Raw genomic sequence first — 22,074 nt, 5'->3', positions numbered from 1 at the left:
TCCACGGCCCCGAGTTCAGACCTTGAGACCGTCGGTGAACGGCGTCACGGGACGGGCCCGGCGCTCGCCGTCCACGGTGATGTCCACGGCCTCGTTGTAGAAGGCCAGGAGCCCCTGCACGGCGGCCACCGGCGGCAACGGATCCGGGTAGCTCCAGAGGATGTTCCGCGGCACCTCGCCCGGCCCGGCCCAGGTCCAGTACCGGGCCACGCCCTTGTAGGGGCAGCCGGTGCTGTGGTCGGTGGGTTCGAACAGGTCGAGCCGGACGTCCGCGCGGGGGATGTAGTACCGCGTCGGCAGACCCGTCTCGTAGAGCAGCACCGGCCGGTGGGTGTCGGCGACGAGCAGGCCGCCGACCTCCACCTGGACGTGACGGCCGCTGGGCAGGGCGTCGACGCGTTTGTGCGGGTCACGAGGGTGGATGAAGATCTCTTCCTCCTCCTCGTACCAGTGGTCGAGACCGCTGTCCCAGTGCCTGAACCACTCGAAGGCGATGTGACCGGCCAGGTCCTCGGCGGGGAACGTCCAGGCCGCGTTCTCCACCACCACTCCGCCGACCGTGAGGTCGTAGAAGGTCCGCGACCCGGTGTGGCTGCCCGTCGGGGGCCGCTCGGCCGGGCGCAGCAGATCCTCGCGGACCTCCTCGCGCGGGAACGCGTACTGCGGTACGGGGACGCCGGGTTCCCAGACGAGGACCGGGTGCCTGCTGTCCACGACGGTCACATCGCCCTTGCGCCCGCGCACCCAGCGTTCGCTGGGTTCCCACAGGAGCCCCTCCGGAGTGCTGCGGATGCTCTGCTCGGCGGGATGAATGGCGGGATGAATGGTCATGGTCCGGTCTCCTTCGCACCGTGGCGGTGCCGAGTCCTGTCCCTGCCCCTTCCATCATGACTCACCGGGCCGCGGGAGCCGATCCGATGTCGACCACGCGCGCCCAGTCGGGCGGCGCGTCCGGTTCGTAGTCGGGGTCGTCCTCGTTCCAGGACTGGTGATGCCGGGGGAACAGGCCCACCACTGTCCGGCACGGCGGCCGGGTGGCCGGCCAGGGCGTCTGGCCGTCGGTCAGGACCACGACGACATCGGGCCCCGGCCGCGCCCGGAGCGCCTTGGCGAAGCCGGCGCGCAGGTCCGTGCCGCCGCCGCCCAGCAGCGGAATTCCCTCGCCACGGCACAGCGGGTGCACGATCCGGGCCGCCGCGTCGCACGGAACCACGGTGACCAGGTCGCGACGGCCGCCCACGGCACGGGCGATCGCGGCGACCTCCAGGAGCGCGCTGCCCAGTTCGGTGTCACTGACCGACCCCGAGGTGTCGATGACCACCGACACCTGAGGCGGGCGGCGGCGCAGGCTCGGCAGCACGACGCCGGGCATCGAGGCCGAGCGGCGCGACGGCCGGCCGTACGTGTAGTCCTCGCCCGCCCCGGTGCCGGAGGCCGCCGCGCGGACCGCCGCTCCCAGCAGGTCCCGCCAGGGCTGCGGCGGGTGGAACGCCTCCTCCGCCCACCGCTGCCATCCCCGCGGGGCCTCACCCGGGCGGCCGGAGATGCCGTGCGCCACCCGAAACCGGACCGCGTCCTGTTCCTGCGCGCTGAGCCCGTGCGCGCCGTCGGGCCCCAGATCCCACTCCCGGTCCAGCCCGTCGGCGCCGCTCCCGCAGTCCAGCCAGGCCAGGTCCTGCATCCTCGGTCCGAGCCGGAACTGACGAAGGTAGTCCTCCATCAGCTGTCCCGGGCTCAGCCGCAAGGTCTCCGGCTCGACGGCGCCTTCGGGCCGGGCCAGCCCGTCACCGAACACGTCGTCGTTGATCTCGCAGTCCGCGGCGATGTTCATCCGCAGCCGATCCCCGGGACCGGTCAAACCGCGTTCCCGCGCGACCCGGTCACTGCGGCGGTGGTGGTCGCGCAGCAGATGCGACACCTCGTGCACCCACACGCCCGCCAGTTCCTCCACCGGCGTCCGCTCGACGAAGGCCGGCGAGACGTAGCACCGCCAGTTCCGGTCCACCGCCATCGTCGGGACGCGCCGCGACTCCACGGTGTGCAGGGCGAACAGTGCCGTCGCCAGGTAGGGCCGGACCCGGGCGGCGTGCAGCCGGGCGGCGAACAGCTTGTCCAGGTCCAGGGTCGTGGGCGCGTCCGGGCGCGGCTCCTGTCGCGCGTTCATCGGCCCGCCTTCGCGGCGGCCGCGGTCCGGGCCGCCGCGTGGTCCGCCCGCCGGGACAGCGAGACCACTCCGGCGAGCCGCTCGATCGTGGCCGGAACGTCCCAGTCCTGTCGGCGCAGCGAGGCGAGGGTGGTCGCGGGGACGACCACCAGGTCAGGTGCCCCGGTCTCCAGTGCCCGGACCAGGAGCGCCCAGGCCGCGTCCCAGCGGGACTTCTCCGGGTTCCGGCGGACCGCGTCGACCACACCGTCGAGGGTGGCCTGCCGCAGGTCCCCGCGCTCGGGCAGTTCGGCGCTCGCCGGGTCGGCAAGCAGCACCTCGGGGTCCGGGAGGTCCATCCGGTCCAGGCTCGCCAGCAGCTCCAGCCCCGGACCGTCTCCCACCGTGCCCCTGACCAGCAGGGACAGCACTTCCCGGGAGGAGCCGGCGGCGGTCGCGAAGGCGATCAGGCAGAGCGTCATCTCCCAGCTCCGGGGGGACGGCCAGGCGCCGCCGCGCCGCGTCTCGCTGCTGGGCATCTGGTGCACGAGTGTGGGGCGGGCGGTGAGCAGCCCGCACACCGCGCGGCGGGCGAGGTCCACGGCCCGCGCCAGCTTCTCGGGCGCGAGCCGGGGCAGGGTCGCCCGGGGCCACGTTCCGCCGAGGCCGCGTACGACGACCTCGTGGTCGTGTGTCCACTGCAGGTGGACGAACCGGTTGGCCAGCGGCGGGCTCAGCTCCCAGCCGTCGGCCGCCGAGGACCGCGGGTTGGCGGCGGCCACGATCCGCACCGCGGGCGGCAGCCGCAGGGCACCGATCCGCCGTTCCAGCACGAGCCGGAGCAGGGCGGCCTGAACCGCCGGCGGCGCGGTGGACAGCTCGTCCAGGAACAGCAGACCCCGGCCGGCCCGGACCAGGCGCACGGCCCAGTCCGGCGGGGCCATCGGTACCCCCTGCGCCGCGGGGTCGTCGCCGACGACGGGCAGTCCGGAGAAGTCGGACGGTTCGTGCACGCTCGCGATCACGGTGGTCAGCGGAAGGTCCAGGGACGTGGCGAGCTGGGTCAGGGCCGCCGTCTTGCCGATCCCCGGCTCACCCCACAGGAGCACCGGCAGGTCGGCGGCCACGGCCAGCGTCAGCGCCTCCAGCTGGGTGTCGGGGCGCGGTTCGGTGGTCGTGTCGCGGAGCAGGGCCAACAGGTCGTCGGCCAGGTCGAGTTGGGAGGGAGCAGAAGAGGCAGGGAACGGGGCATGGGTGGGCATGGCGATCACCTTCGGGGTTCGAGGCGCCGAGTGGACGCGGGTGGTGGTGCGCCGGGTGGCGCGGTGACGGGAGAAGCCGACGGGGCCGGAGCCGGGCCCATACGGCAAGGGGATACGGCGAGTTGACGCGTCGAGTGGATACGTCTCGACGCGCCGAGTGGACACGTCGAGCCCTACGGGTACGGGCTGACGTGCCCGGGTCAGCGGAAGGTCGCGTGGCGGGGGTGGTAGCGGCGGTCGCCGGCTCGGCGGCCGTCCGAGTGGGCGCGGACGCGGCCGGGCCCGGGGCCGATCAGGCCCGCCCGGAAGAGTCCGTAGGTGATCCGCCGCCGCGCGGCCTCTTCCAGTTCGTCCCGTAGCGCGCCGCCGCGCAGCAGCGCGTCGGGTCCCAGCAGACCCTCGACGACGGCCAGCGCACCGGAGATGTCGCCGTGGCCGAGGCGTTCGCGGACGTCGGCGAGACACTCCGGGTGGCGGTGCGCCTCGTCGATGACCCGCAGGCAGTCGAGCGGGGTGCCGGTCAGCGCGGCCAGCAGTTCCTCGCGCCGGATCTCCGCCGGGTCGTGGTCCAGTGGGGCCAGCACTCCGTCGATCAGCCCGATCCGATGACGAGCCCCCCGGCACTCCACGAGGTGCGGCCCTCCTGCCCGGCCGGAGGCCCCAGGCCCAGGCCCAGGCCCAGGCCCGGGACCGGTGCCGGTCCTGGTCGTTTCGAGCGGCGCGTGCCCCGGGATCAACGCCGAGGCGACCAGCGGGTGCAACCGGTCGGCCGTGATCGCACCGGCGCGGACGAGCTCCAGGTCGGGTGGCACCCAGGTCGCCGCGTCGGGCAGCATCGGCCGTCCCGAGGCGCCGTCGGCCCTGGAGGCCGTGGCGATCCGCAGCGCGGTCGGCCCACCGCCACCGGCGCCGTCCGTGACCAGGTCCACCGCCAGCCGGTGGCGGCCTGTGAGCCGGACGAGGACGGTACCGGTACGGCGCCCTTCGGCACGGAGCAGGATCTCCGCCTCGGCCGCCCACCGGTCGACGGCACAGCGCCGCACGTACGGCTCGGGTACCACCCCCAGGAGATCCGGATCCCGCGCCGGACCGCCGTCGGCGGGCAGTTGGTCGGCCCCGGACCGGAGCCGCAGTTCGTCACTTCGGCTCGCGTCCCACAGGTGGCGGTGCAGGTCGAGTCGGAACCGGCGGTTGGGGCGGGGATGCGGATGGGGGCAGGCACCGCTCTCGGTGCGGGAGCCGTCCCACAGGGCGAGGCTGATGCGCTGACCGGCGTCCGCCCAGGCCGGAGGGGTCCGGGCCACGAGGTGCACCGAGCCCGAGCCGGACCGCCCCACGGCGTCGTAACGAGCCAGGGAGAGAGTCAGGCCGGGGCGCAGCATCCCGTCGGGGGCGATCCTCGGCATGTGCCAGCGCAGCAAGTCAGGGGCCAGGCGGCGGAGGTCCGCCCGGACCCGGCCCGCGAGGTCCTGGCCGTAGGCGCGCGCCACGGAACGCAGACCGAGATCGACATCGACACCGGCGGCGGCACACGCCCCCGCCCAGTCGCCGGCGCGGCGGCGGGCGGTCGCGGTCTCGATCATGGAGGGCGGCACGGCGAACTCGCGCACGCGCAGCCAGAGGGAAAGGCGGGGATCCCCGTTCGCGATCTGAGTGAGCATCAGCACTCACCTTGCGCGGACGGGACCCCCGATCTGTCAACAGTTTGAGTCGTCATCGCGGCGGAGCCTATCGCCCTCGATCGGCTCTGTCAGCCCCTTTTTGACGGAGTGCCGAGTGAGGAAGCCACGGAGGCCTCAGCGACCAGGCGGGGTGGCCGCCCAGGTGTCGTCGTCCACGGCGAGCAGCCGGACGGTCTGATCGCGCGGGGGCATGACGGGAACGTCGTCCCTGGTCCGCAGGGCGGCGGCGGCAGCGAGGTGGCCGAGGCGCAGCCGGGAGCGTTCGTCGCGGGACTCCAGCACTCCGGCCAGGTAGCCGGCCGCGAACGCGTCGCCCGCGCCGACCGGTTCGACCACCCTGGTGGGCAGCGCGGGCACGAACGTGCGGACGCCGCCCGCGTACGAGGTGGCGCCGTGCTCGGCGTCCTTGACCACCACGACGGGCGCGGAGTCGAGCAGGTCCGCGATGTCGTCCGGGCGGGCGGTGCCCCACAGCTCCTCGGCCTCGTCCCGCCCGACGAACACGATGTCGGCGGCGCGGGCGAGCGTCAGCAGGGTCCGTCCGGCGCCCGCGGTGCTGTCGCGCCACAGTGCCGGGCGGTGGTTGACGTCGAAGGAGACGGCCGGTCCACGCGTGGCGTCGTCGCGGCCGAGGAGCAGTGCCTCCAGCAGTTGTGCGCAGGTGTCGGAGAGGGCCGCGGCGACGCCCGACAGGTGCACGATCCGGGCCCGCCGGAGGGCGGGATGCCGGGCCAGGTCGGGCCCCATCCCGCTGGCGGCCGATCCGCGCCGGTAGTAGTGGGTACGGGTGTGGTCCGGGCCGGGGTCCTTGAAGTAGACCCCGGTGGGGCGTCCCGGATCGGTCTCGACGCCGCTCACGTCCACGCCGCGCGCGGTGAGTTCGGCGAGGATACGGCGGGCGAACGGGTCGTCGCCCAGGCGGCTCATCCAGGCGGCGCGGTGTCCGAGCCCGGCCAGCCCGCACGCGACGTTGGACTCCGCGCCCCCGATGCCGAGGCTGAGCGCGGGCTGCTCGGCGAGCGGGCGGGCGTCCGGCGGACTGAGCACGGCCATCGTCTCGCCCACGCACACGACGTCCGGCGTCTGCTCCTGGTGGTCGACGGTGAGATGAGGGGGTGGCACGGGTGTGTCTCCTGGCGGACGGCGAACGGTACGTGAGTGTGTACGGGCGGCGAGTGGCGTAGCGCGGACGGGTGCGGAACGTACCGGGCACGGAGGGGTCCGGGGCGGACCCGCGACCGGCCACGGGGGGTGTGGCCCCCACGGGCCGGTCACGACGGGTTGGCCTCTGGACCGCCTCGACGCATCGGCGCCCGCGGAGCGGCCCGCCGGGCGTCACCTGTCGGTCAGGCGCAGCATGACCTTGCTGCTTCCGCTGTGCGGGTCGGCGGCGACGGTGAGTGCCTCCTCGGCCCGTTCCAGCGGGAAGCGGTGGGTGATCAGCGGGGTCACGTCCAGGCCGTCCCGCAGGGCGCGCAGCGCGTCGTCGATCTCCTCGACGAAACGGTACGAGCCGATCCAGGTGATCTCCCGGGTCACCAGGTCACCGAGGACGGCCGGCGCGGCCGTACCGGGCAGGTTGCCGACCTGGACGAGGGTGCCGCCCGGGGCGGTGGCCCGGAGCACCGGCCCGAGCGCGGCCGGGGCTCCGGACGCCTCGAAGACCACGTCCACGTCCTGGGGCAGCGCGGCGCCGCCGGACAGGTCGCGGGTCTCGTCGGCGCCCATGGCGCGGGCGACGGCGAGCGAGGAGGACGACAGGTCGGCGGCGACGACCGTGCCCGCGCCGCGGTGCCGGGCGGCGGCGACGACCAGGGAGCCGATCGGGCCGCAGCCGTTGACCAGCACGGTACGTCCGCGTAGGTCGGGGACCCGGCCCACGGCGTGCAGGGCGACCGCCAACGGCTCGGCGAGGGCGCCCTGTTCGGTGCCGACGCCGTCCGGCAGGGGCCGGATCTGCGGCGCCGCGACCGTCCGGTACTCGCTGAACCCGCCGTCGGTGTGCGGGTCGAAGGCCGCCGAGCCGAAGTAGCGGACGCGCGGGTAGAGGTTGGTCCGTCCGGCGATGCGGTCGGGAAGCACACCGTCGCCGACGAGCTGGGCCGGGTGGACGGTGACCGGCTGCCCTTCGTGGAGGCCGGTGACCCCGGCGCCGAGCGCGGCGATCCGGCCGGCGACCTCGTGCCCGAGCACCAGCGGGTGGGTGAGCGCGGCGGTTCCGGACGCGCCCTTCTTCCAGTACGCGATGTCGGATCCGCAGATCCCGCCCCACTCCATGGACAGCAGCACCTCGCCCGCGCCCGGTACCGGCCGGGCCCGTTCGTCGACGCGCACATCGCCGGGACCGTGCACCACCACCGCTCTCATCCGGTGCTCCGAGGTAGCCGCCCGCACCGAGGCTCCTTCGGCGATCGTGTTCATACGGCGTCCTCCAGGCGGACCAGGTCACGTCCGCGGGTCTCGGGCGCGAGGTACGCGCTGACGCAGGTGATGAGCGAGTAGACGATGAGCATCCCCGCGATGGGCCACCAACTGCCGGTGACCGCCGTGAGGGTGGCCGCGAGGACCGGCCCGATCGCGGTGGCGAGGATGCCGCCGATCTCCTTGGCGAGCGCGAGCTGGGTGAACCGGGTCCGGGAACCGAAGAGTTCGGCCATCGTGACGCTCTCCAGCGAGAACAGACCGAGGACTCCGACGTTCAGGCCGAGCACCATGCCGAGCATCACGCCCGGCGTCGAGCCGGAGGTGATGAGGAGCATCACCGGGAAGGCGAGGACCATGGTCAGCAGCGAGAGCACGAGGTAGACCGCGCGGCGTCCGAACCGGTCGCCCAGCAGGCCGATCACCGGCACGGTGGCGAAGCCGACCAGTGAGCCGTACACGATCGCGTCCGTCGGGACGGACCGGCCGACCGTCAGGTTGGTGGCGATGTAGCCGACCAGGAACGTCTGCACCAGCCCGGAGTTGCCCGCCTGGCCGAAGCGCAGTCCCAGAGCGAGGAAGAACGCCTTGCCCTTCCGCTGGCGGATACCGGCAGCCAGGACGCTGCCCTCCTGCTCGTCGGCCGTGGCGATCGCGGACTCGACCTCGTCACGGGCCAGCGCCACCCCGTCCACCACGTCCGGGCGTTCCTCGAAGACCGGGCTCTCCTTGAGGCTCCGGCGCAGCCAGACCGCGAAGATCATCAGGGCGAAGCTCAGCAGGAAGGGCAACCGCCAGCCCCAGGAGAGCAGTTGCTCCTCGCTGAGCACCGCGAGCAGCACGGCCCACAGTCCGGAGGCGGCGAGTGTCCCGGAGTTCGTGCCGAGCGACACCAGCGAGGAGATCAGTCCGCGCCGCCGGACGGGCGCGTACTCGGCCAGCATCACCGTCGCCCCGGCGATCTCGGCACCCGCGCCGAAGCCCTGCACCAGACGCAGCGCCACGAGCAGGATCGGCGCGAGGATGCCGATCGAGGCGTACGTGGGCAGGGCCCCGATGAGGGTGGTGGAGGCGCCCATCAGCAGGATGGTGAGGAACAGGACCTTCTTGCGGCCGATCCGGTCACCCATCCGCCCGAAGTAGACGGCCCCCGCGAGCCGGGCGACGTAGCCGACGCCGTAGGTGGCCATCGCGGCGATCAGCCCGATGGCCGGGCTGACGTCCGGGAAGAAGATCTTGTTGAAGACGATCGCGGCGGCCAGCGAGTACAGCTGGAAGTCCATGAACTCCATGGCCGTGCCGAGCCAGCCGGAGACGGCGGCCCGGGTCAGATCTCTGGTGCTGCGCTGGGCGGAAGGCGTCTGCTGAGCGGCCATGACGCTGTCCTTCATCGTGAACTCCGTTGTTCGGGGACGGTGACGACGCTGTGTGAAGAGGGGAGGGGGACGGGGTGTGAAGAGGGGAGGGGGACGGGCACTCAGATCTCGACGCGTCCGGCCCGCAGAGCGGGTAGCCGGTCCGCGACGGCGCCGGTGAGGGCGTCGTCGTCCGCCAGGTCCGCGGCGCCGAGGACGCGCAGCAGCGCGCGTACCGTGTCCGCGGGTCGGGTATCGGCGCCCCAGCAGGCGGCGAGCTTCGCGGCGGCCGGATCGGCGGGCGCCTCGGCCCGGCTGGTGCCGTGGGCCCAGGCGGCGAGGGCGAGTTCGAGGACGGGGGTGCCCAGGCCACGGGCGCGCAGTTCGCGCAGGGCGGGCAGCCAGCGCTCCGTGATCTTCACCGACCCGTCGGAGCCGATCTGCCGCAACAGGTGCCGCATCGCGGGATTGCGGAACCGTACGACGAGGTCGTCGGCGTACCCGACCGGGTCCGGGCCGCCGCCGGGGAGGGTGGGGGAGACCTCCGCGCACAGCGCCCGGACGAGCCGCTCGCCCCACGGGGCCGCCATGGTGTCGGCGATGGTGGCGAGACCCGCGGCCGTGCCGAGGTAGGCCAGGGCGGAGTGGGAGCCGTTCAGCAGCCGCAGTTTGGTGAGCTGGTAGGGCGCGACGTCCGGGACGAACAGGGCTCCGTCGAGCTCCCAGGGCGGCCGGGGCGCGGTGAAGGTGTCCTCCAGCACCCACTGCCGGTACGGCTCACCGGTCACCGGGAGGGCGTCGCGCACCCCGAGCGCGGCGACGGCCGCCGTCCGGTCGGCGTCACTCGTCGCGGGCACGATCCGGTCCACCACCGTCGCGGGGAAGGCGACGGCCCCGGACATCCGGTCCAGGATCTCCGTACGGTCCGGCCAGGGGGAGGCACGGACGAAGTCGTGCACCACGCGGGCCAGCGCCACGCCGTTGTCCGCCATGTTGTCGCAGGACACGAGGGCGATCGGGGGCGCGCCCGCGCGCATCCGCGCCGCCAGTCCGGCGGCGAGGCGCCCGACCACGGTGCCGAGGGGCCCGTCGGGGTCCGCCGCGAGGTCGGCGGCGACCGGCGCGGACGCCGTGTCGAGGCCACCGGTCGACGCGGAGCGGTGGTAGCCCTTCTCGGTCACGGTGAGCGTCACCACCGTCACCTCCGGGTCGACGAGCAGGGCGTCGACGGCCTTGGCGTCGGGCCCCATGGCCAGCGCGCCGACGACCGCGCCCGCGACCCGCGTGCGATGTCCGTCCGGACGGCGCTCGGTGACCGAGTACAGACAGTCCTGGTCCCGCAACACCTGTACGGTCTCCGTCGACCGGGGCGCGACCGCGGTGATGCCCCAGGGCTCCCCGGAGCGGGCGGCGGCGTGCTCGGTGTACACCGCCTGGTGGGCCCGGTGGAAGGCGCCGATCCCGAAGTGGACGACACGGGGGCGCAGTCCGGCCGGGTCGACGGCGGGCCGCAGCTCCGCGGCGAGCCGGGGGAGCGCCGCACGGTTCAGGGCGTCGGCGCTCACCAGTCGTGCACCGACCCGTCGAGGCGGCGGGCGACGGGGAGATAGCGCCGCTGGTACGGGAAACGCTCGGCCGCCTTCTCGTCGTACTCGACCCCGAGGCCCGGTTCCTCGGAGGGGTGCAGCATGCCGTCGGCGAAGGTGACGCCGGTACGGAAGACCTCCGCGGTCTCCTCGGGGTGGCCCATGTACTCCTGTATGCCGAAGTTCGGCACGGCGATGTCGAGGTGCACGGCGGCGGCCATGCTGACGGGGGAGAGGTCGGTCGCCCCGTGGGAGCCGGTGCGCACCTGGTACAGCGCGGCGAGGTCGAAGATCCGCCGCAGGTGGGTGATGCCGCCGGCGTGCACCACGGTGGTGCGTACGTAGTCGATGAGCTGTTCGGTGATCAGGTGCTGGACGTCCCAGATCGAGTTCATCACCTCGCCGACCGCGATCGGCGTCGTGGTGTGCTGCCGGATGAGCCGGAACGCCTCCTGGTTCTCGGCCGGGGTCGGGTCCTCCATCCAGAACAGCCGGCAGCTCTCGACGCTCTTGCCGAACCGGGCCGCCTCGATCGGGGTCAGCCGGTGGTGCACGTCGTGCAGCAGGTGGAAGCCGAAGCCGAAGCGTTCCCGCACGGCCTCCAGATAGGTGGGGGCGAAGTTCAGGTAGGCGTCGGTGTCCCACGGCTGCTCGTCGGGCAGTTCGGTCGCGGCGGGCTCGTACACGGTGCCCTTGCGCACCCCGTACGTCCCCCCGACGTCGGGCACGGCGGCCTGCGCCCGGACGGCCTTGTAGCCGAGCTCCAGATAGCGCTCGACGTCGTCGAGCAGCGAGGGCACGTCGGTGCCGCTGGCGTGCGAGTAGACGAGCACGCCGTCCCGGGAACGGCCGCCGAGGAGCTGATGGACGGGCAGGCCGGCCGTCTTGCCCTTGATGTCCCACAGCGCCGTGTCGACCGCGGCGATCGCGGTCATGGTGACCGGCCCGCGCCGCCAGTAGGCGCCCTTGTACAGGTACTGCCACATGTCCTCGATACGGGCGGGGTCCCTGCCGACCAGCAGGGGCGCCACGTGGTCACGCAAGTAGCTCGCCACGGCCAGCTCACGGCCGTTCAGGGTGGCGTCGCCGAGTCCGGTCACGCCGTCCGTGGTGGTGACACGGAGCGTGACGAAGGTACGGCCGGGAGAGGCGACGAAGACCTCGACACGTTCGATGGTGCTCACAGCGGCTCCTTGCCCATAGCGGCTCCTCGGTCGGGAAGTACTTGTATACAAGCATCTGTCGCGCAGTACGGCAATACTTGTGTCGCCGATCTACGTACGATGGGCCCATGGCTCACACCAACGGGCGGCGGACGAGTCGGCGCGAGATCTACCTGAAGTTGCGTCAGATGGTCCTGACCCTCGAACTCGCCCCGGGCGCCGCCCTGTCGGAGAACGAACTCGCCGCGTCCCTGGGCGTCAGCCGCACACCGGTGCGGGAGAGCCTGATCCTGCTGGCCCAGGAAGGCCTGGTGCAGGTCTTCCCGAAGATCGGGTCGTTCGTGTCCCGGGTGGACCCGGCGCAGGTCGCCGACGCGCAGTTCCTGCGGGAGGCGGTGGAACTCGCCTCCCTGGACGACCTGCCCGGCGCACTCGACGCCACGCTCGTCGACGAACTGCGGGACAACCTGAAGCGCCAGCGGCAGGCCGACCTCGACCTGGAGGACTTCTTCGCCCTGGACGAGGCCTTCCACCACGGCCTGATGCGGCTGAGCGGCCACGGCGACGTCTGGACCACCGTCGCCGCCGCCAAGGGCCATCTGGACCGGGCCAGGCGCCTGGGACTGCACGAGAACGTGTCCCCGGCCGTGTTCGCGGGACAGCACCACGAGATCCTCGACGCGGTCGTCGGGGGGAACGTCCCGCTCGCCCGCACCGCGATGCGCACCCACCTGAGGGCCGTCTTCAACGACATCGAACGCATCCGCGCCCACTCACCGGAACTGTTCGCCGCCGGCGCCTCGACGGTGCCGGTGCGGCGCAACGTCGTGGTCTGGGAGTGACCGTCCCGGACCTTGCCGTCGAGTGGTGACGGTCAGGGCACCGGCGTACGGTCGAACGGTGGATGCCACCGTTCCCCCATGCGTCACGGGGGCGTGAGCCCTCGAGAGACGGCACACCATGAGCAGCAGACCACAGCCGACCTCCGCGCCGCAGGCCGCCACCGGGGAACCGGGCGGCGGCAAGAAGGCGATGGCCCTGCTGGTCATCGCCTCGTGTCAGCTGATGGTGGTCCTGGACATCACCATCGTGAACATCGCGCTGCCGGACATCCAGCGCTCCCTGGACTTCTCCACCACCAGCCTGGCCTGGGTGGTCAACGCGTACACCCTCACCTTCGGCGGCCTGCTGCTGCTCGGCGGCCGCACCGGCGACATCCTCGGCAGACGGCGGGTGTTCATCTTCGGCGTGCTGCTGTTCGCGCTCGCCTCCCTGCTCGGCGGATTCGCGCAGAACGAGGCCCAACTCCTCGCCGCACGCGCCGTCCAGGGCGTCGGCGGCGCCATCGCGTCCCCGACCGCCCTCTCCCTGGTCAGTACGACCTTCCGCGAAGGCCCCGAACGCAACCGCGCCTTCGGTGTGTTCGCCGGTGTCTCGGCGGCCGGCGGCGCGATCGGGCTGCTCGCGGGCGGGATGCTCGTGGAGTGGCTGAACTGGCGGTGGGTCCTGTTCGTCAACGTCCCGATCGGCCTGCTCATCGCCCTCGCCACGCCCCGCTACATCAGGGAGTCCGCACGCCACCCGGGCCACTTCGACATCGCCGGCGCGCTGACCTCCACCGTCGGGATGGTCCTGCTGGTGTACGGGTTCATCAGGGCTGCCCAGGAGGGCTGGCGGGACCCGCTCACCCTGGCCTCGTTCGCCGGGGCGGTGATCGTCCTCGCGGTGTTCATCCTGATCGAGCGCAGGTCCCAGCAGCCGATCACGCCGATGCACATGTTCGCCGACCGCAACCGTGCCGGCACCTACGGCATCATGCTCTGCCTCGCCGCCGCGATCTTCGGCATGTTCTTCTTCCTCACCCTCTTCGTGCAGGACGTGCTGAACTTCAGCCCCCTGGCCACCGGGATCGCCTTCCTGCCGGTCAGCGCGGTCATCGCGGTCGGCGCGGGGCTGGCCTCCCGGTTCCTGCCGACGTTCGGCCCCAAGCCCTTCATGGTGGGGGGCGGGATTCTCGCCACGGGGGGCCTGGCCTGGCTGACCCTGACCGATGTCCACTCCACCTACGCGGGCAGCATCCTCGGCCCGTTCCTCGTCTTCGCCCTGGGCATGGGCATGGAGTTCGTCTCGCTCACCCTGATGGCCCTGTCCAATGTCTCGTCCCGGGAGACCGGCGCGGCCTCCGGGCTCCTCAACGCCACCCAGCAGGTCGGAGGCTCGCTCGGGCTGTCCATCCTGGTCACGGTGTTCGGCACGGCCAGCACCAACGAGGCCGCGAAACAGGTGCCGAGTTTCCTGTCCCAGGCGACCCCCGCCGAACGCCTGCGCTTCCGGGAGACCGGTCAGCTTCCGAGTCCCTGGTCCGACGAGGTCCTCACCTCCGGGGTCTCGGCCGCCTTCGTCGTGGCCGCGATCTTCGCCGCGATCGCCGCGCTGATCGCCCTCCTGGTCATCCAGGTCCGCCCCTCCGATCTGGAGCGTCTGAAGGGCGGGGCGGGGCCCGGACCGGTCTGAGCCCGTGACACTTCCCGCCCGTGACATTCCTTCGACGTGACCCGGGTCTCATGGCAGGGTCGGGGTATAGCCGGGACCATGGTGTTCTTCACCGGCAGGCCGAAGGGAACGGGAATGCTCCGCAAGGTACTGGTCGCCAACCGTGGTGAGATCGCGATTCGCGCTTTCCGCGCCGGATACGAGGTGGGCGCGCGGACCGTCGCCGTCTTCCCGTACGAGGACCGCAACTCGCTGCACCGGCTCAAGGCCGACGAGGCCTACGAGATCGGTGAACCGGGGCATCCTGTACGGGCCTATCTGTCCGTCGACGAGATCGTCCGCGCGGCCCGCCAGGCGGGCGCCGACGCCGTCTACCCGGGCTACGGCTTCCTGTCCGAGAACCCCGAACTCGCGCGGGCCTGCGAGGAGGCGGGCATCACCTTCGTCGGGCCGAGCGCGCAGATCCTGGAGCTGACGGGCAACAAGGCGCGCGCGGTGGCCGCGGCCCGTGCGGCCGGCGTCCCGGTGCTGGGCTCCTCGGCCCCCTCCAGCGACGTGGACGAGCTGGTCGCCGCCGCCGACGACATCGGCTTCCCGGTGTTCGTGAAGGCGGTCGCCGGCGGTGGCGGGCGCGGTATGCGCCGGGTCGAGGAACCCGCGCAGCTGCGGGAGTCCATCGAGGCGGCGGCCCGCGAGGCGGCGTCCGCGTTCGGCGACCCCACCGTCTTCCTGGAGAAGGCCGTCGTCGAGCCCCGGCACATCGAGGTGCAGATCCTCGCCGACGGCCAGGGCAACGTCATCCACCTCTTCGAGCGGGACTGTTCGGTGCAGCGCCGCCACCAGAAGGTGATCGAGCTCGCCCCCGCGCCCAACCTCGACCCGGATCTGCGCGACCGGATCTGCGCCGACGCCGTGCGGTTCGCCCGCGAGATCGGCTACCGCAACGCGGGCACCGTGGAGTTCCTGCTCGACCGCGAGGGCAACCACGTCTTCATCGAGATGAACCCCCGCATCCAGGTCGAGCACACGGTCACCGAGGAGGTCACCGACGTCGACCTGGTCCAGGCGCAACTGCGCATCGCGGCCGGCGAGACCCTGGCCGACCTCGGACTCTCGCAGGACAAGGTCACCCTGCACGGCGCCGCCCTCCAGTGCCGGATCACCACCGAGGACCCCGCCAACGGCTTCCGCCCGGACACCGGCCGGATCAGCGCCTACCGCTCGCCCGGCGGTTCGGGCATCCGCCTCGACGGCGGCACCACCCACGCCGGTACGGAGATCAGCGCGCACTTCGACTCGATGCTGGTGAAACTCACCTGCCGGGGCCGGGACTTCACCACCGCGGTCAACCGCGCCCGGCGTGCCGTGGCCGAGTTCCGCATCCGCGGCGTGTCCACCAACATCCCGTTCCTCCAGGCCGTCCTCGACGACCCGGACTTCCAGGCGGGCCGCGTCACCACGTCGTTCATCGAGCAGCGCCCGCACCTGCTGACGTCCCGCCACTCCGCCGACCGCGGCACCAAACTGCTCACCTATCTGGCCGACGTGACGGTGAACAAGCCGCACGGTGAGCGGCCCGACCTGATCGATCCGAGCAGCAAACTCCCGCGGACCGCAGACACCGAGCCCGCCGCCGGTTCGAAGCAGAAGCTCACCGAACTCGGCCCGGAGGGCTTCGCCCACTGGCTGCGCGCCTCCCCGACCATCGGCGTCACCGACACCACCTTCCGGGACGCCCACCAGTCGCTGCTGGCCACCCGGGTCCGCACGAAGGACATGCTCGCCGTCGCCCCCGTCGTCGCACGCACCCTGCCCGAACTGCTCTCCCTGGAGTGCTGGGGCGGCGCCACCTACGACGTGGCCCTGCGCTTCCTCGCCGAGGACCCGTGGGAGCGGCTGGCCGCCCTGCGCGAGGCCGTCCCGAACCTGTGCCTGCAGATGCTGCTGCGCGGCCGCAACACCGTGGGCTACACGCCCTACCCCACCGAGGTGACCGACGCCTTCGTGCAGGAGGCCGCCCACACCGGCATCGACATCTTCCGGATCTTCGACGCGCTCAACGACGTCGGCCAGATGCGGCCCGCCATCGACGCCGTACGCGCCACCGGCACGTCGATCGCCGAGGTCGCCCTCTGCTACACCTCCGACCTGTCCGACCCGAACGAGCGGCTCTACACCCTCGACTACTACCTGCGTCTCGCCGAGCAGATCGTGGACGCCGGTGCCCACGTCCTGGCCGTCAAGGACATGGCGGGTCTGCTGCGTGCCCCGGCCGCCGCGAAGCTGGTCTCCGCCCTGCGCCGCGAGTTCGACCTGCCGGTCCACATCCACACCCACGACACGGCGGGCGGCCAGCTCGCCACCTACCTGGCGGCGATCCAGGCGGGCGCGGACGCGGTGGACGGGGCGGTGGCCTCCATGGCCGGTACGACCTCGCAGCCCTCCCTGTCGGCGATCGTGGCCGCGACCGACCACTCCGAGCGGCCCACCGGGCTGGACCTGAGGGCCGTCGGAGACCTGGAGCCGTACTGGGAGAGCGTCCGCAGGATCTACGCCCCCTTCGAGGCGGGCCTCGCCTCGCCCACCGGACGCGTCTACGACCACGAGATCCCCGGCGGTCAGCTGTCCAACCTGCGCACCCAGGCGGTCGCGCTGGGCCTCGGCGACCGCTTCGAGGACATCGAGGCGATGTACACCGCCGCCGACCGCATCCTCGGCCACCTCGTGAAGGTCACCCCCTCCTCCAAGGTGGTCGGCGACCTCGCCCTGCACCTCGTCGGCGCCGGAGTGACACCCGACGAGTTCGAGACGACGCCCGACAAGTTCGACATCCCGGACTCCGTCATCGGATTCCTGCGCGGCGAGCTGGGCACGCCGCCCGGCGGCTGGCCGGAGCCGTTCCGCAGCAAGGCGCTCCAGGGCCGCGCCGACGCCAAGCCCGTACCGGAACTGACCGCCGAGGACCGCACCGGGCTGGAGAAGGACCGGCGCGCCACCCTCAACCGGATGCTGTTCCCGGGGCCGACCCGCGAGTACGAGACCCACCGGGACACCTACGGCGACACCAGCCTGCTGGACAGCAAGGACTTCTTCTACGGCCTCAGGCCCGGCAAGGAGTACGCCGTCGACCTCGAACCCGGCGTCCGGCTCCTCATCGCTCTGGAAGCCGTCGGTGAGGCCGACGAACGCGGCATGCGGACCGTGATGTCCACCCTGAACGGTCAACTGCGGCCGATCCAGGTGCGGGACACCGCGGCCTCCTCCGACATCCCCAGCACCGAGAAGGCCGACCGCGCCAACCCCGGCCATGTCCCCGCGCCGTTCGCCGGGGTGGTGACCCTCACCGTCGCCGAGGGCGACGAGGTCGACGCCGGGGTCACCGTCGCCACCATCGAGGCGATGAAGATGGAGGCGGCGATCACCGCCCCCAAGGCCGGGCGGGTCTCCCGGCTGGCGATCAACAAGATCCAGCAGGTGGAGGGCGGCGACCTGCTGGTCGAGATCGCCTGACATCCACCGGGCGGCACCCGCGTCGCAAGGGTGCCGTCCGCTGCCGTAAGGGGCTCCACGGTGGTGGCTCCAGGCTGCGCCAAGTCTTGACGTGTACTCGACCGGATGGCTTTATGGGAGCGCTCCCATACTTCTGTCGATGCCTGAGTTCCTGGCGCTCACCCCCTGGAGCCGCAGTGAGAACACCACGCAGCACGACACGAGAGAACCCCTTGACCAGGCTGTTGGCCGGCCTCGCCACCCTCGTCGGACTCGCCGTCCTCGGTGTCCTGTGCCCGGCCGTCGCCGAGGCGCAGTCGCCCGTGGCGCAGTCGCCCTCGACCAAGGCCACCGGCCTCCACATCAGCGACGGCCGGCTGGTCGAAGGCAACGGCAACGACTTCGTCATGCGCGGCGTCAACCACGCCCACACCTGGTACCCGAACGAGACGCAGTCGCTGGCCGACGTCAAGGCGCTCGGCGCCAACACCGTCCGCGTCGTCCTGGCCGACGGCCACCGCTGGACCGCGAACAGCGCCGCCGACGTGGCCGACGTCATCGCCCAGTGCAAGGCCAACCGGCTCATCTGCGTCCTGGAGGTGCACGACACCACCGGCTACGGCGAGGACGCCGCCGCCGGCACGCTGGATCAGGCCGCCGACTACTGGATCGGCCTGAAGGACGTGCTGGCCGGCCAGGAGAACTACATCATCATCAACATCGGCAACGAGCCCTGGGGCAACACCGGCCCCGAGGGCTGGACCGCCCCCACGACCGCCGCGGTCAAGAAGCTGCGCGCCGCCGGATTCCAGCACACCATCATGGTGGACGCGCCCAACTGGGGCCAGGACTGGCAGGGCGTCATGCGCGCCAACGCCCAGAGCGTCTACGACGCGGACACCACCGGCAACCTGATCTTCTCGATCCACATGTACAGCGTCTTCGACACCGCGGCGGAGATCACCGACTATCTGAACGCCTTCGTCAAGGCGAAACTGCCGCTCCTCATAGGCGAGTTCGGCGGTCCCGCCGACCAGTGGGGCGACCCCGACGAGGACACCATGATGGCCACCGCCCAGCAGTTGAAGCTCGGCTACCTCGCCTGGTCCTGGAGCGGCAACACCGACCCGATCCTCGACCTGGCGATCGACTTCGACGCCAAGCGGCTGAGCGCGTGGGGCCAGCGCATCTTCAACGGCGTCAACGGCATCGCCCAGACCTCCAGGGAAGCCACCGTCTTCGGCGGCGGCAACCCGGGCGACACCCAGGCCCCGACGGCTCCCGGCACCCCGGCCGCCTCCGCGGTGACGGCCACGTCCGCCGCCCTCACCTGGGCGGCCGCCACCGACAACGTCGGCGTCACCGGCTACGACGTCGTCCGGGTCAGCGGCGCCACGGAGACCAAGGTGGCCTCCTCGACCACCAACTCCGTGACCGTGACCGGCCTCACCGCCGGCACCGGGTACACCTTCGCCGTCTACGCCCGGGACGCGGCCGGCAACCGCTCGGCCCGCTCCGCCACGGTGAACGTGACCACCGGCAGCGCCCCCGCCGGGACCTGTTCCGTCGGCTACCGCGTCGTCGGCGCATGGCAGGGCGGCTTCCAGGGCGAGATCGCCCTCCGCAACACCGGCACCGCAGCCATCAGTGGCTGGAAACTCGCCTTCGGCTTCGCCGACGGCCAGACCGTCACCACCATGTGGGGCGGGACCCCCACCCAGAGCGGCGCCTCGGTGAGCGTGACCCCCGCCTCCTACACGTCCACCATCTCCCCGGGCGGCTCGGTCACCATCGGTTTCATCGGCACCAAGTCAGCCACCAACACCGCCCCGACGGCCTTCACGCTCAACGGCAGCGCCTGCTCCATCGCCTGACGGGTCGCCGCCTTCCCGCGGGGGCCGTCCGCCTCCGCGGGCGGGCGCAAGCGAGCGTCCGAGCTGGGTGGTTGGTGTTCCGGGCAGCCCGGGTGCGCTTTCCCTGTTCGGCCATGCCTGGCAGTTGCTGTCCGGGGGCTCCGGTCACCATGCGTTGATGACCGGCGCGTCGGGTTCGTGTTGCTGCCAGGCCTCATTGAGGCGCGCGAGCCGGTCCGCGGCGGCGATGCCGTGCAGGGACGCGACCTTGCCGTCGCTGACTTCGAACGCCACGATGCCCACGACCCGGTCGTCGACCACGGCCAGGACGGCCGGGGAGCCGTTGACCAGCACGATGTGCATCGCAGGGGTGCCGCCGGCCAGCCGCCGCTTCGCCGGAGTGGACTTGAAGCCGGCCCGTACGTAGGAGGCGATGCGCTCGCGCGTCGTGTACCGCAGCAGCCGCCGGGCCAGTCCGGCGCCGTCCGAGACCGCGGTCACGTCGGCGGTGAGCATCGCCACCAGCCGTTCGGTGCGCCCCGACGTGGCCGCGGCGAGGAACTCCTCGACGATCCGGCGCGCGGACGCGGGGTCCACCTCGTCGACGTCGCGGCGCTCGGCGGTGATCCGGCGCCGGGCCCGGTGGACATGCTGCTGGCTCGCGGACTCGGTGATGTCGAGGATCCCGGCGATCTCGGCGTGAGGGTACGAGAAGGCCTCGCGCAGGACGTAGGCGGCCCGCTCGACCGGCGAGAGGCGCTCCATGAGGGTCAGTACGGCCAAGGACACCGATTCGCGCTGCTCGAAGGTATCGGCAGGGCCGAGCATCGGGTCGCCTTCGAGGAGGGGCTCGGGCAGCCAGACTCCGACAGCGCGCTCGTGCCGCGCCTGCGCCGAGCGGAGCCGGTCGAGGCAGAGATTGGTGACGACCTTGGTCAGCCACGCTTCCGGCACCATGATGCGTTCCCGGTCCGTGGCCTGCCAGCGCAGGAACGTGTCCTGCACGGCGTCCTCGGCGTCGGCGGCCGAGCCGAGCAGACGGTACGCGAGCGAGGCCAGCCGACCCCGGCTGGCCTCGAATCGACCGATGGCTGCGCTGTCCATGTGCAGGAGCCTATGCGGCGACCTTCGCACCGGCCCGGTCCCGCGCGGTGGCCAGGTGGCGCTTGCGCTTCGGCATGCCGAAGGTCGGGTGGACGATGCCCCACCCGGCCCCCTTGAGCACGCCCGACTTGAGCCGCGCGGCCATCCGGCCGCCCAGGTACCAGGACTTCGACCGGACGTCCCCGTCCACCATCTGGAAGATCGCGTCCCGCCGCCCGAGGCTGATGTGGTTGCCGTAATACTTCAGCCCGACGGTAGGGACCTTGCTGCCCGTCAGGCGCGCGATGATCGCGGCCGTCGCCTGCATAGTGGTGGAGCCGGCCGAGGCGCAGGACATCGGCAGCGGCCGGCCGTTCTCGCCGATCGCGTAGGCGCAGTCGCCGACGGCGTAGGCGTCCGGGTGCGAGACCGAGCGCATGGTGCGGTCGACGACGACCTGGCCGGTCTCGGCGACCTGCAAGCCGCTGGCAGCCGCGATGGGGTGTACGGCGAACCCGGCCGACCACAGGGTCACGTCTGCCCGGATGGACGTACCGTCGGCGGCGATCGCCCGTGTCGGCTCGACAGCTTCGATGCTGGTGTGCTCGTGCACGGTGATGCCGAGCCGGTCGAAGGCCTGGCGCAGGTGACGGTTCGCCTTCGGGGAGAGCCAGGCGCCCAGCTCGCCGCGGGCGGCGAGTGCGACCGAGAGGTCGGGCCGGGACTCGGCGAGCTCGGTGGCGGTCTCGATGCCGGTCAGCCCCTCACCGACCACCAGCACGGTGCCGCCCTCGCCCAGTCCGGCCAGGCGCTCGCGCAGACGCAGCGCCGAGGACAGGCTGGTCACATCGAAGGCGTACTCGGCCACGCCGGGGACGCCATGGGGGGCCACGGAGCTGCCGAGCGCGTAGAGAAGCGTGTCGTACGCGAGTTCTCCGTCGCAGTCCTCGCCGGTCACAGCCACGGTCCTGCGCTCGGGGTCGACGGCGGTGACGCGCGCCAGGCGCAGCCGTACCCCGGTACCCGCGAATATGTCGGCGAGCTTGCGGAACGCCAGGTCCTGGCCGGTCGCGAGCTGGTGGAGCCGCATCCGCTCAACGAAGTCGGGCACGGCGTTGACGACGGTGATCTCGGTGTCGGCGGGAGACAGCCGACGGGCCAGGTTACCGGCGGCGAAGGCCCCGGCGTATCCGGCGCCGAGTACGACAATGCGGTGCTTCATGGCGATGCTCCTGTCTCGTTCGCGTGCCCCTTGAACGAGACCGCGCCCCGATTGCTGACAGGAGCCGGGTGTGACGTGGGTCACCGACACGAGACGAGCCGCGCTGAGGTCGACTGTGGCAGTCATGTGTCCCAACTGTGCTTAATCTCGGTCGAGTTGCGAGATCAAGCGTCGGGTGGATCTCCGGTGAGATCGTCGTCCGGCCCACCGCCCAGATGTGAGGCCTTGCTTCGCGCACCGGCACTCAAGAACGATCGCGGCGAAGTGCCCGCGTGATCAGCTCGGACGAGGCCGCATCCAGGTCGCGTTCGCGATCGCGTCG

Annotated in this window: 15 protein-coding genes; 4 read left to right on the top strand and 11 right to left on the bottom strand. The window is 72.2% G+C overall.

Annotated elements, in window-relative coordinates; translation table 11 throughout:
• Positions 1–15: 15 nt before the first annotated feature.
• From ACFYRY_RS04655 to manD, 9 genes are all read right to left on the bottom strand, one after another.
• A complete protein-coding gene (locus tag ACFYRY_RS04655; protein WP_389139948.1) occupies positions 16–831 on the bottom strand; it encodes a DUF427 domain-containing protein in 816 nt (271 codons plus the stop codon).
• A gap of 61 nt (positions 832–892) precedes the next feature.
• Positions 893–2,164 (bottom strand): VWA-like domain-containing protein, encoded by a 1,272-nt coding sequence (locus ACFYRY_RS04650; protein ID WP_389139945.1) that lies wholly within the window; start codon positions 2,162–2,164, stop codon positions 893–895.
• A complete protein-coding gene (locus tag ACFYRY_RS04645; protein WP_389139943.1) occupies positions 2,161–3,405 on the bottom strand; it encodes an AAA family ATPase in 1,245 nt (414 codons plus the stop codon). Before ACFYRY_RS04645 ends, ACFYRY_RS04650 begins: the two co-directional genes overlap by 4 nt.
• A gap of 200 nt (positions 3,406–3,605) precedes the next feature.
• Positions 3,606–5,066: a hypothetical protein gene (locus ACFYRY_RS04640; RefSeq protein ID WP_389139941.1), complete on the bottom strand. Its 1,461-nt coding sequence runs from the start codon at positions 5,064–5,066 to the stop codon at positions 3,606–3,608.
• Positions 5,067–5,201: 135 nt separating this feature from the next.
• Positions 5,202–6,209, bottom strand: a complete 1,008-nt coding sequence (locus ACFYRY_RS04635) for a sugar kinase (protein WP_389139938.1) — start codon at positions 6,207–6,209, stop codon at positions 5,202–5,204.
• 213 nt (positions 6,210–6,422) lie between these two features.
• A complete protein-coding gene (locus ACFYRY_RS04630) occupies positions 6,423–7,508 on the bottom strand; it encodes an L-idonate 5-dehydrogenase (protein WP_389139936.1) in 1,086 nt (361 codons plus the stop codon).
• Positions 7,505–8,899, bottom strand: coding sequence for an MFS transporter (locus ACFYRY_RS04625; protein WP_389139934.1), 1,395 nt, complete (start codon positions 8,897–8,899; stop codon positions 7,505–7,507). Before ACFYRY_RS04625 ends, ACFYRY_RS04630 begins: the two co-directional genes overlap by 4 nt.
• An 86-nt stretch (positions 8,900–8,985) precedes the next feature.
• Entirely contained in the window at positions 8,986–10,428 is a 1,443-nt protein-coding gene (locus ACFYRY_RS04620) for a mannitol dehydrogenase family protein (RefSeq protein WP_389139932.1), read from the bottom strand.
• A complete protein-coding gene (gene manD, locus ACFYRY_RS04615; RefSeq protein ID WP_389139930.1) occupies positions 10,425–11,633 on the bottom strand; it encodes a D-mannonate dehydratase ManD in 1,209 nt (402 codons plus the stop codon). The genes ACFYRY_RS04620 and manD overlap by 4 nt, the downstream gene beginning before the upstream one ends.
• A gap of 107 nt (positions 11,634–11,740) precedes the next feature.
• Here manD and ACFYRY_RS04610 point away from each other — a divergent pair, with 107 nt between their 5' ends.
• The 4 genes from ACFYRY_RS04610 (at position 11,741) to ACFYRY_RS04595 (ending at position 19,468) form a co-directional block, all read left to right on the top strand.
• Positions 11,741–12,454 carry a GntR family transcriptional regulator gene (locus ACFYRY_RS04610; protein ID WP_389139928.1) on the top strand — a complete coding sequence of 238 codons (714 nt, stop codon included), beginning with the start codon at positions 11,741–11,743 and terminating at the stop codon, positions 12,452–12,454.
• Positions 12,455–12,644: 190 nt separating this feature from the next.
• Complete coding sequence (locus ACFYRY_RS04605) at positions 12,645–14,126, top strand: MFS transporter (protein WP_389141080.1); 1,482 nt, start codon at positions 12,645–12,647, stop codon at positions 14,124–14,126.
• Between the two features lie 114 nt (positions 14,127–14,240).
• On the top strand, positions 14,241–17,615 hold the full coding sequence (locus tag ACFYRY_RS04600; RefSeq protein WP_389139925.1) for a pyruvate carboxylase: 3,375 nt from the start codon (positions 14,241–14,243) through the stop codon (positions 17,613–17,615).
• 176 nt (positions 17,616–17,791) lie between these two features.
• Entirely contained in the window at positions 17,792–19,468 is a 1,677-nt protein-coding gene (locus ACFYRY_RS04595) for a cellulase family glycosylhydrolase (RefSeq protein ID WP_389139922.1), read from the top strand.
• A gap of 144 nt (positions 19,469–19,612) precedes the next feature.
• Here the strand turns inward: ACFYRY_RS04595 and ACFYRY_RS04590 are convergent, their stop codons facing one another.
• Positions 19,613–20,551: a sigma-70 family RNA polymerase sigma factor gene (locus ACFYRY_RS04590; RefSeq protein ID WP_389139920.1), complete on the bottom strand. Its 939-nt coding sequence runs from the start codon at positions 20,549–20,551 to the stop codon at positions 19,613–19,615.
• A 10-nt stretch (positions 20,552–20,561) separates the two neighbouring features.
• Positions 20,562–21,752, bottom strand: coding sequence for an NAD(P)/FAD-dependent oxidoreductase (locus ACFYRY_RS04585; protein WP_389139917.1), 1,191 nt, complete (start codon positions 21,750–21,752; stop codon positions 20,562–20,564).
• Between the last annotated feature and the right edge of the window lie 322 nt (positions 21,753–22,074).

Source organism: Streptomyces sp. NPDC005263 (assembly GCF_042872365.1).
Classification (GTDB): Bacteria; Actinomycetota; Actinomycetes; order Streptomycetales; family Streptomycetaceae; genus Streptomyces.
This window is presented reverse-complemented; position numbering and strand designations above follow the sequence as displayed.